2 protein-coding genes are annotated in these 1,769 nt (G+C 76.1%); both read right to left on the bottom strand.

The annotated features are described in order from the left end of the window. Window positions 1-751: alpha/beta fold hydrolase (locus G3I42_RS23730; RefSeq protein WP_164289100.1), on the bottom strand; the 751-nt coding region annotated here is incomplete at its 3' end. 76 nt (window positions 752-827) lie between these two features. Then, a partial coding sequence (gene alr / locus G3I42_RS23735; RefSeq protein ID WP_164289102.1) for an alanine racemase occupies window positions 828-1,769 on the bottom strand: 942 nt, incomplete at its 5' end.

Consider the following 1,769-nt stretch of genomic DNA (forward strand, 5'->3'; position numbering starts at 1 on the left):
CGAGCCGCCGCAGCGCCTCCGCGCCGGGCGCGGGCAGTCCCCAGGCGACCTCGTCGAGCCGCCCGGCGGAGGTGCCGATCAGGCCGATCCCGACGACGCGTTCGCGGACGAGGTCGGGGTAGCGCTCGGCGAGCGCCATGACGGTCATGCCGCCCATCGAGTGCCCGAGCAGGACGAGCGGGCCGGTGGGGGCGGCGGCGTCGATGACGGCCTTGAGGTCGCCGCCGAGCAGGTCGATGGCGGGCGGCGGCGCGCCGGGTGTCCAGCCGGAGCGGCCGTGCCCGCGCTGGTCCCAGTAGACGGCGCGGGCGCGGCCCCGGAGGGCGGCGCGCTGGTGGTGCCAGGAGTCCTGGTTGAGGCAGTAGCCGTGCGAGAGGACGACGGTGAAGGGGGCCTCTCCGCCGAGGGGGGCGGCTCCTTCGCGGGCGTCTCCCTCGGGGTCTCCTTCGCGCGCGGCTCCGTCCTCGTAGGGATTTTCGATCTCGTACGCGAGGGGGGTGCCGTCCGCCGCGAGGACGACGCCGGGGGTGCCGCGCAGCGTCCCGTACAGGCTCGTGGCGTCGAGCGCGAGGCGGGCCCGGCGGCGCACGGAGCGGCTCATGGTGAGCCGTTCGACGGCTACTCCGGCCGCGGCGCCCGCCGCGAGCACGCCGACGGCGGCCCCGAGCACCCCGGCCCGTCGCCGCCCGGCGGCGGGCGGCGACGGGAGCGGGGAGCCGGGGAGTCCGGCGAGAGGTGCGCTGTCGGCCACGTGGCTCTCCTCGGCGACTCGGGTCGTACGGCTCGTACTCGGGTCGTACGGGTCCTGCTCGGGTCGTACGGGTTGCTTACCCGTTCAGGTGGACGCGTGGCACGCGTCCACCGATGCGCGTGACGATCTCGTAGACGATGCTGTCCGCCGCGCGTGCCCAGTCCTCGGCGCTCGGTTCGCCCTGGTCGCCGGGGCCGAAGAGGACGGCCTCGCTGCCGGGGGCGGGCGTGTCGCCGCCGAGGTCGACGACGAACTGGTCCATCGCGATGCGGCCCGCGACGGTGTGCCATTTGCCGTTCACGAGGACCGGCCCGGACCCCGAGGCGTGCCGGGGGATGCCGTCGCCGTAGCCGAGCGGGACGAGGCCGAGCGTCGTGTCGCCGGGGGTGACGTAGTGGTGCCCGTAGCTGACGCCGTGTCCGCCGGGGACCTGCTTGACGAGGGCGAGCGGGGCGACGAGCCGCATGACGGGGCGGAGGCCGAAGTCGGTGTGCGTGCCCATGGCGGGGCTGGGCGAGAGCCCGTACATGGCGATCCCGGGCCGTACGAGGTCGTAGTGGCTCTCGGGGAGGCTGAGGGTGGCGGGCGAGTTGGCGATGTGCCGCACTTCGGCGCGGACGCCGAGGCGCGCGGCGAGCCCCGTCATCTCCTCGAAGAGGGTGAGCTGCGCGGCGATGGAGGGGTGCCCCGGCTCGTCGGCGCAGGCGAAGTGCGACCACAGGCCGACGACCTGGACGACCCCCTCCGCCTGGAGGGCGAGGGCTTGGCCCACGAGCCCGGGCCAGTCGCCGGGCTGGCAGCCGTTGCGGCCGAGGCCGGTGTCCGCCTTGAGATGGACACGGGCCGTGCCCCCGGCGGCGCGGGCGGCGGCGGCGACCTCGTCGAGCGCCCACGTCCCGCTCACGGAGACGTCGATGTCGGCCTCGATCGCCGCGCGCCAGGGCCCGCCGGGCGTCCACAGCCAGCACAGCATGCGGCCCTCGACGCCCCCGGCGCGCAGCGCGAGCGCCTCGGCGGG

The organism is Streptomyces sp. SID11385 (assembly GCF_010548245.1).
Classification (GTDB): domain Bacteria; phylum Actinomycetota; class Actinomycetes; order Streptomycetales; family Streptomycetaceae; genus Streptomyces.